Annotated in this window: 8 protein-coding genes; 3 read left to right on the top strand and 5 right to left on the bottom strand. The window is 72.7% G+C overall.

What is annotated here, in order from left to right:
* Positions 1-153 precede the first annotated feature (153 nt).
* A complete protein-coding gene (locus ACZ4FV_RS51065) occupies positions 154-636 on the bottom strand; it encodes a MarR family winged helix-turn-helix transcriptional regulator (protein ID WP_395869820.1) in 483 nt (160 codons plus the stop codon).
* Positions 637-703: 67 nt separating this feature from the next.
* Between ACZ4FV_RS51065 and ACZ4FV_RS51060 the strand changes: the two genes are divergently transcribed.
* Positions 704-1,363 carry an FMN-dependent NADH-azoreductase gene (locus tag ACZ4FV_RS51060; protein ID WP_402238507.1) on the top strand — a complete coding sequence of 220 codons (660 nt, stop codon included), beginning with the start codon at positions 704-706 and terminating at the stop codon, positions 1,361-1,363.
* A gap of 126 nt (positions 1,364-1,489) precedes the next feature.
* Here ACZ4FV_RS51060 and ACZ4FV_RS51055 read toward each other — a convergent pair whose 3' ends face one another.
* The 3 genes from ACZ4FV_RS51055 to ACZ4FV_RS51045 all read right to left on the bottom strand — a co-directional run bounded on the left by ACZ4FV_RS51055 (position 1,490) and on the right by ACZ4FV_RS51045 (position 4,866).
* On the bottom strand, positions 1,490-2,413 hold the full coding sequence (locus tag ACZ4FV_RS51055) for an ornithine cyclodeaminase family protein (protein WP_395869823.1): 924 nt from the start codon (positions 2,411-2,413) through the stop codon (positions 1,490-1,492).
* 17 nt (positions 2,414-2,430) lie between these two features.
* Positions 2,431-3,465, bottom strand: a complete 1,035-nt coding sequence (locus ACZ4FV_RS51050; RefSeq protein ID WP_395869824.1) for a proline racemase family protein — start codon at positions 3,463-3,465, stop codon at positions 2,431-2,433.
* Positions 3,466-3,624: 159 nt separating this feature from the next.
* The gene (locus tag ACZ4FV_RS51045) at positions 3,625-4,866 is read right to left on the bottom strand and encodes an erythromycin esterase family protein (protein WP_465328233.1); all 1,242 of its coding nucleotides are present in this window, start codon (positions 4,864-4,866) and stop codon (positions 3,625-3,627) included.
* 58 nt (positions 4,867-4,924) lie between these two features.
* On the opposite strand from ACZ4FV_RS51045, the gene ACZ4FV_RS51040 reads away from it, so the two are divergent.
* Complete coding sequence (locus ACZ4FV_RS51040) at positions 4,925-5,674, top strand: TioE family transcriptional regulator (RefSeq protein WP_395869827.1); 750 nt, start codon at positions 4,925-4,927, stop codon at positions 5,672-5,674.
* A 171-nt stretch (positions 5,675-5,845) separates the two neighbouring features.
* Here the strand turns inward: ACZ4FV_RS51040 and ACZ4FV_RS51035 are convergent, their stop codons facing one another.
* Positions 5,846-6,502 carry a maleylpyruvate isomerase N-terminal domain-containing protein gene (locus ACZ4FV_RS51035; protein ID WP_395869828.1) on the bottom strand — a complete coding sequence of 219 codons (657 nt, stop codon included), beginning with the start codon at positions 6,500-6,502 and terminating at the stop codon, positions 5,846-5,848.
* 253 nt (positions 6,503-6,755) lie between these two features.
* Here ACZ4FV_RS51035 and ACZ4FV_RS51030 point away from each other — a divergent pair, with 253 nt between their 5' ends.
* The gene (locus ACZ4FV_RS51030) at positions 6,756-8,084 is read left to right on the top strand and encodes an alpha/beta hydrolase (protein WP_465328231.1); all 1,329 of its coding nucleotides are present in this window, start codon (positions 6,756-6,758) and stop codon (positions 8,082-8,084) included.
* Positions 8,085-8,184 lie beyond the last annotated feature (100 nt).

Raw genomic sequence — 8,184 nt, 5'->3', positions numbered from 1 at the left:
TCCGCTCTTTTTGTTTGGGGGTCGGACGCGGGTGCGTCCCATCAAACCGACCCCCACGGGGAAAACGAACCTCCCCCCCCCCGAGCCGGGCGCGCCGAGTTCCTGTCGTTCTCCCCCGGTCGAGCCCGAGCCGTTGTCGGGCTTCGAACGCCCTCAGCAGCCGGGCGGGGTCGACTCGGGCTCCCCGCAGACGCCGCCGGCGTCGTCGGAGACCGCCAGTTCGAGCAGGTGGAAGAGGTCGTCGCGTTGAGCGGGGGTCAGCGCGCCCAGCACTTCCTCCTCGGCCGCCGCGAGGGCGAATTCGGCTCCGGCGAGCATGCGCAGCCCGGCATCGGTGATGTGCACGGTATGCCGACGCCGGTCCTCGGGCGAACGTCGGCGCTCGGCGAGTCCGGCGGTCTCGAGTTCGTTGAGCAGCCCCACCACGTTCGCACGATCCAGCGTCAGTTTCGCCGAGAGCGCCTGCTGACTGCTGCCGTCGATGTGCCGCAGCACCGTCAGGGCGACCAAGTGCCGTGGGCGAAGCCCCAGTTCGGTCAGGACAGCCTCCGAATGCACGCGCATCCTGCGCGCGAGGTGGTCCAACAGGGCGCCGGAGCGGCGCACCGGCTGATTCACCACGGGCAAGGAGGCCATGCAAGGAGGGTACCCATGCCCCTGAAGATATGTATGCTGTGAATCGTTGGCGATGCACCAATCAATCATGGAAGGCAAACCGATGCCTCGTTTGTTGCACATCGACTCCAGTGTCCAGGGCGACCGCTCGATCAGTCGCCGGCTCACCGCGCGCGCCGCGGCCGCCTGGCAGGCCGCGCACCCCGACGGATCCGTCACCTACCGCGATCTCGGCGCCGATCCCCTCCCGCACCTGGACACGGCCTCCGCGTCGGCCGGAGCCGTACCGGCGGACGAACGCACGTCGGCCCAGGCCGCGTCGTGGGAACTGGTCGAGCGGGTCGTGGGCGAGGTGAGGGAGGCGGACACGGTGCTTCTGGGCCTGCCGCTGTACAACTACGGCGCGCCGAGCAGCGTCAAGGCCTGGGTCGATCACCTCATCGCCCCCGGTCTGTCCCTGGACGCCGCGACGGGCGAACCGTTGCTGGGCGGAAGGGAGTTCCTCGTCCTCGCCGCCCGCGGCGGCGGGTACGGTCCCGGAACCCCGCGCGAGGGGTGGGCGCACGCCGAACAGTGGCTCACGCACGGGGTCTCGCTGACCGGACTGGATCCGGTCTTCATCACCGCCGAGCTCACCCTGGCGCCGATGCAACCGGCCATGGCCGAACTGATACCGCTGTTCGAGGAGAGCCTCGCCGATGCCGAACGGGCCATCGACCGGCGCTGGACCCCCGTGACCGTGGCGTAGCACGCCCGACGCCGGGGCGGCAGCGCACTGACCGAATCCGGCACGGGCCGGCCGCATGCGGGCGCCGGCCGGCCCGGCGGACGGCGGGGCCCGCGCTCGCGCCCGGCCCGCGTCACCCGACCCGTGTCACCCGGATCCGGTCGGCACCGGCTCGGCGGCGTGCCGAGCGTAGGCGTGTACCGCGACGGCGAGGTCCTCCCAGGCCATCCCCACACTCTTGAACAGGCGCGGCCGGTCGTCGGGAACGGCGGCCCGTCCGCGCACCAACTCCGCGAGGTTGACCGGCGCGAGCACCGCGTCGAGCGCCTGCTCACCGGCCGGGATGATCAGGTCCCCGGCCTCTTCGAGCGCGGCGGCACGAGCCTCGACGTACACCGCCGAACGACGCACGAGCGCGGTGTCCACCTCGCGCGCGGTCGGTTCGTGGGATCCCACCGCCGCCACGGCGGCGTGGGCGGGGACCAGGTCGCCGTCGAACAGGGGGGTGCGGGCCGTGGTGGCGCACACCACGATGTCGGCGCCGGCCACGGCTTCCGGACCGCCGACGGCCGCCGCGAGACCCAGCGAGCGGGCGTACTCGGCCAGTGCCCGAGCCGACGCGACGCGGCGGGCGACCACGGTGAGTCGGGTCAGGGGGCGGATGGCGAGCACGGCCCGCAGGTGTGCGTACGCCTGCGGGCCCGTGCCGAACAGCACCAGGTGCGACGCGTCGGGGACGGCGAGGCGGCGCAGGGCGACGGCGGTGACGGCCGGGGTGCGGATCGCGGTGAGCGCGGCGCCGTCGAACAGTGCCAGCGGCTGAAGCGTGGGTCCGTCCAGGAGCAGGTAGCTACCGGTGATCCGCGGCAGGCCCCTGGCAGGGTTACCGGCGGCCACTCCGGCGATCTTGACGCCCACATGGGTCGACAGGGCGGCGGGCATCAGCAGAAGTTCCCCGGCGGGAACGGCGACGCTCGAACGTGCCGGTACCCGCTCGGGATCCAGCCCGGCCGACAGGGTGTCTTCGATCGTCGTGACGGCCTCGATCGGCGTCGAGGCGAGCTCGATCATGGGGAGTCGGTTCGTCGTCACAGCAGAAACCCGGTGCCGAGACGGTCGTCGGCTTCGAGCACGAAACGGTGTTCGCCGGTGCGATGCGCCGTACCGGTGACCTCGGTGATCACGCCGGCGGGGTGTTCGCCGGCGATCCGGCCGGTGAAGACGGTGCCGACGACGGACTCGTGCCGCAGTTCCTCGTGCGGTCCGATCCGACCGCTGTCGGCCAGCAGTGCCAGTCGGGCGGAGGTGCCCGAACCGCACGGAGACCGGTCTATCTGTCCGTCCGCGAAGACGGTGACGTTGCGTTGACGGGGTCCCGTCGCGGTGTCCGGGAGTTCCTCGTACAGGATGACGCCGTAGACGCCGGACAGGCGGGGGTCGTCGGGGTGCCGGGTGGCGGGTTCGTCGGCGAGAGCGGCGCGGATCTCCCGGCCGATCGCGGTGAGTTCGGGGAGTCCGGCCGGTTCGACGGCGAGCCCGAGGGCCGCCGCGGAGACGGAGGCGTAGCACGCCCCGGAGTGGGCGATGTCGACGTGCACGAGGCCACGGGAGGTGGTGACCGGGATCTTTCTCGCGGCGACGCCGGTGGGGACGTTGCGGAAGGTCACCGCGGTGGTGCGACCGGCTCGGCGGTGCACGGTGGCGGTGACCCTGCCGGAGGGGACGTCGATGCGCACCCGTGCCGGACCGTCGGCGGGGGCCGCGACCAGTCCCGAGTCCACCGCCCACGCGCCGAGCGCGATGGTGCCGTGGCCGCAGGCGGTGGAGTAGCCGTCCTTGTGCCAGAAGAGCACCCCCAGGTGCGCCTCGTTGTCGTCCGCGGGAACGACGAACCCGCCGTACATGCCGCTGTGTCCGCGCGGTTCGCGGGTGAGCAGTCGGCGGATGTCGTCGAGGGGTCCCGGACGCGGGGCGGTGGCGGTGCCGCCCGCGCCGAGCGCGATCGCGCGGCGCTCGGCGACGGTGTCACCCGCGATGGCGGGCAGTCCGCGCGAGACGATCCGGAAGGGTTCTCCCGCGGTGTGGTAGTCGACGGCGTCGATGGTCACAGGCTCGGCACTCACCAGGCAACTCCTCTATGAGATGTGACATGGTACTGAGCCTTGTCGACGCGCCGCAAGACGCGGGTGGCCTTCCGCCCGTCCCCGCGATGGCGGCACCGTCACGACCACGGCGTCCACCCGAACGGCGAACACCGCGACCGGGGCGGGGCGTTGTGCGATCTAACGCTGCGGCCTGGGCGGCCGGCTCCGCGGAACGTCCTTGACGAACACGATCCCGTCGATTCCGGCGAGGTGGGCCGGGTCGAGCGGGGCGTAGCCGTACCAGGTGGACGCGCGCGGGGTGGGCCGGGTTTCGCCCAGGGCGGTGGCGAGCCGGCGGGGGTCGACGACGCGGTTGTCGTGCGGGAGCGCGTACAGGAGTCCTTCGACGGTGTCCGGGGACGGGGTGTGCACGCCGCGGTGCCCGATCGTGCCGAGGGCCGTGTGGACGAAGGCGTACTCCTCGCCCAGATGGGCGTTCACGATCGCGCCGGCACTCCACCACTCCAGCGGCACGTCGTCCATCCGCGTCGTGCTCATCTCCCGCTGGAGATGGCCGTTGTGCGCGTGCACCAGTGCCGGGCCACGCGCGGCGACGGCGAGAAGATTGTCGGCCATCATCTGGTCCCGCGCACCCAGCAGTTGCGTCATGCGGCTCGGTGTGGGGTCGGCCATCCGGAAGTGGTAGCGCAGCAGGCCGGTGGCGGTACGCCCGTACAGACGCGCTCGGTCCCAGTCCTCGCGCGAGCCCGCCGCGATCAGCTCCGGCGTGCGAGCGTCCAGCAGTGCCACCAAGTCGTCGACGACCAGCCGCAGTTCCCCGGCCTCGGCCGACCGCCCCACGGACCGGGAAGGGTCCCTCATCGCGGCGGGATCGGTCCAGCGCTCGTCCGGGCCGAGCAGGCGGTCGAGCGTTCGCGCCGCGCGCGGGAGCAGTTCCGCGGTCACCAGCGCCGCGAGGTAGTCGTGCAGCGCGGTGACGGCCTGTCGTGGGCTCGCGGCGCCGGTGATCTCCAACGGGCCATCGACGCCGGCGAAGCGAAGCTGCTCGGACGCGGGCCGTCCGTCGTTGAACGCCCGCATCCAGCGCACGAGTTCGCGGTTGCCGGCGGACGCGCCGAACCCGTGGCTGAAGCCGCGCTCCATCACCTCGTCGAGGGTGCCGGTGCCCGAGGTGACGTAGTCGTCCACGACCAGGCCCATCATGCAGTCGCTCTCGATCGCGATCGTCCGGTAGCCCTCCTGCTCGACGAGTTCTCGGAAGAGGTGGTTGCGCAGTTCGAGCAGGGCGTCCTCGCCGTGGGTGGGCTCGCCCAGCGCGAGCAGCCGCGGCCGGACCGGGAGCAGCCTCATGACGGCGGCGGCCTCGACGGCGTGGGCGGTGTCCTCGACGGCGTCGGTCATACCTTGTCCAGTAGCCATGCTTTGAACGGTATCGTTGAACTTTCGGTGGAAACTTCTTCGCTGGAGTATCAGGACCATGGGGCAAAGTGGTGGCCGAAACCCTCAAACCGGTGATCGACTCAGGCCGATCGACCTGGCGCGCGGGCACGGTCTGTCCACACAGGCCGTCCGGAACTACGAGGACGCCGGCATCCTTCCGGCCGCCGATCGCACGGCCCACGGTTATCGCACCTACACGCCGCTGCACGCGCGTGCCCTGGGCGCGTTCCTGGCGCTGGTGCCCGGCCACGGCCACCGCACGGCGAGCGCGATCATGCGGGCCGTGAACGAGGGCGCGGTCGACGAGGCGTTGCGCCTCGTCGACGAGAGCCACGCCCGACTCCTCGAGGATCGGCAGACGCTCCAGGCCGTGCGGGGCGCCCTGCGCGACCTGGCGCCCTCGATGACGCCCGCGCCCGACGCGGCGGTGTCCGGCGGGCGTGGCGGCACGTTCATCGGGCCGCTGGCGGGAAAGCTCGGCGTCCGGGCCGCGACGCTGCGCAAATGGGAGCGGGCCGGGTTGGTGCATCCCCGCCGCGACCCGCTGACCGGGTACCGCGTCTACGACGAGGCCGACGTGCGCGATGCCCGGATGGCCCACCAACTCAGGCGGGGCGGCTATCTGTTGGAGCAGATCGCCCCGCTGATCGCCCGGGTGCGGGCGGCCGGCGGTCCGGAACCGCTGGAGGCCGCGCTCCGCGACTGGAGCGACCGGCTGTCCGCTCGCGGCCGGGCGATGCTGGCCGGCGCCGCGGAACTGGAGGCGTACCTCCGCGCGCGCGGCTGACACTTCGGCCGCCGGCCGGGCGCAGCGGGTACGAGGAAGGCTTGGCGCCCCCCGACCGCACGACCCTCGAGGTCGCCGCTCCGGCCCGGCTCACGGCGGAGGCGGGCGAGCCGGCCTCGACCTTGCCCCACGCGGCACCCGCGGTTGTCGCGTGCGGCGAGACGATCGGCCTCAGCCGAGGAAGAGCGGGAACCGCGCCGCCGACTCGCCCAGTTCGGCCTTCTCCGCGTCGGTCGGGGCGCGCCGCCCGGTGCCGACCAACAGCGCGTCCCGGTCCGAGAACGACGCGGGGAACGCGATGCCGGCGATCTGCTCCAGCATCTCGCGTGTCCGGGCGAGGCCCTCCGCCGGCGGCTGGGTCGCGTCCGGCAGATGCGCGATCAGGTCGAGGTGATGCAGCGTCCACTCCAGGACGTACACGCCCAGGTAGTCGTGCACGGTCAGAACCTGGTCGCGGGTACCGACCCGAAGGTCGGGGTCGGCGAGTTCGGCGGCGCGACCGGCGGCGGAGCCGACGTCGTCCAGGTGGAACTTGAGCAGCCCCGGCTCCTGGTACGCGGCGGCCAGCCGAACGGTCAGCGCGTCGAGCGGGTCGTCACCGGTCGGGGCCGCCTCGGCGACGTCCCAGTAGGTCACCGCGTCGCGGGTGGGTTCCGTCTCGGCCGGGGTCGCCAGGGTGATCAGGACGTCCTGGGCGTCGATGACCAGATGGCACACCAGGTCACGCACGAGCCAGCCGGTACAGCCGGACGGCTTCGCGAAGTCCTCGTCGGAGAGATCGGCGACCGCCGCGCGCAACGCCGTCCACGAATGGGAGAAGAGTTCCACGTGGGCACGGTAATGCGGTGCCGCACGGGCGGACAAACGCATTTGCGGCCGGCGGTTCGTGTCTCCGGACGGCTCGCCTCGCGACAGCGGCGCGGGGCGGGGCGGCGCTGGAGAGGCTCCGTTCCGCGCCTTCGGTCCGGGTGTGACGCGCGGCACAGGGAACGAGACCGCGATTCCCGACCTCTTCCGGACGTCAACATCGTCGACATCCGTGGAGGCAACGGTGCGGTCCGGCACATTCACAACACGCCGAGTGTTCGGCAAACGCGCGACGGCATCGGTGGTGGCTCTCGTGCTGAGCGCGGGATTCGGCGTCGGCGCGGCACCGGCCGAAGCCGCGGACGGCGATCGGGGCAGTCGCTTCCGGGAGGCGTACGTGTCCGTCGACGCGGTCCGCGTCCTGAAGGTGGGGCGTCCCGACGCCCGCCGAGTCCTCGTCCTGGCACCGGGCATGTACGGCGCGGCGGGCGACCTGCGCGTCCTGGCCCGCGATCTGACCCGGGCGTTGCCCGGGACGCAGGTGTGGGCGGTGGACCGCCGCGAGCAGTCCCGGGCCGACACCAGGGGGTTCAAGGGCGAGGATCCGGCCGCGTACTACCTCGACGGGCACTACCGCCGGCGTCCTCCGCTGCCCGAGGCCCGCGACTGGGGGCTGGCGACCGCGCTCGCCGACCTGCGCGGTGTCGTGCGGCAGGCGGCCGACTCCGGCCGCCGGCGGGTCGTGCTCGGCGGCCATTCGTGGGGTGCCACCACGGCACTCGCGTACGCCGCCTGGGACTTCGCCGGGCGGCCCGGCTATCGCGACCTGGCCGGGCTGGTCCTCATCGACGGAGGCGTGGACGGCGCCTTCGCGGGCGAGGGCTGGGAACCGCGGAACACCCCCGACGTCGTGCGCTCGCGCCTCGCCGCGATCAACGCTCCGGACGCCCCATCCTCCGCGCTCGTCGACGACTACCTCACCCGGGCCCTGGGCCTGGGTGATCGGCCCGAATCCACGGCCGTCTGGTACCAGTTGATCGCCTGGTACGCACAGCGCGCACCGCACCACCCCTCGGTGCTCGCGGCCCGCCTGCCGGAACACCTGCGACCGCCGCGCCCCGTCACCAACGCGGGGCTGCTCGGCTGGTTCATGCAGGAGTCCCCGCACACGCACGCCGCGCTGTCGGTACGGTCGGGTCACCTGGACGCCGCGGGCGACTGGGTGGACGACAACATGACGCCGCTGCACCGGGTGGCCGAGGCGCAGGCCGGTCCCGAACCGGCCGGTTTCGAGTGGTACTGGCCGCAGCGCCTGAGCCTGGACCTCGAAGCCGTCGACGCGTACGCCGACACCGAGTCCGCGCGCATCCTGGGCCTGCGTCTTCGGCACGCGCGCGACGTCGACGTCCCCCTGTACGTCTTCGAGACCGGCCTCGACAAGGGCACGCAGTCGGCCGCCGCCCGCCGGGTCGTCGCCAACTCCCGTATCCCGCGCGCCACCTATGCGGCCGACCCGACGATGACCCACCTCGACGCACTGTTCGCCGCCCCCGCGCGAAACGAACTTGTCCGCACACTCCCGGCCTTCCTCCGCAGCACCTGAATTCCCGGAGCCGGGGGGCACCCGCGTGGGACAAGGGGGGCCCCCCCCCCAACCCCCACCCGCTCCCCCCCGCGGGGGGCCCCCCCAAGACCGGGTTTTC

This window comes from Embleya sp. NPDC025285 (genome assembly GCF_055558835.1).
This window is presented reverse-complemented; position numbering and strand designations above follow the sequence as displayed.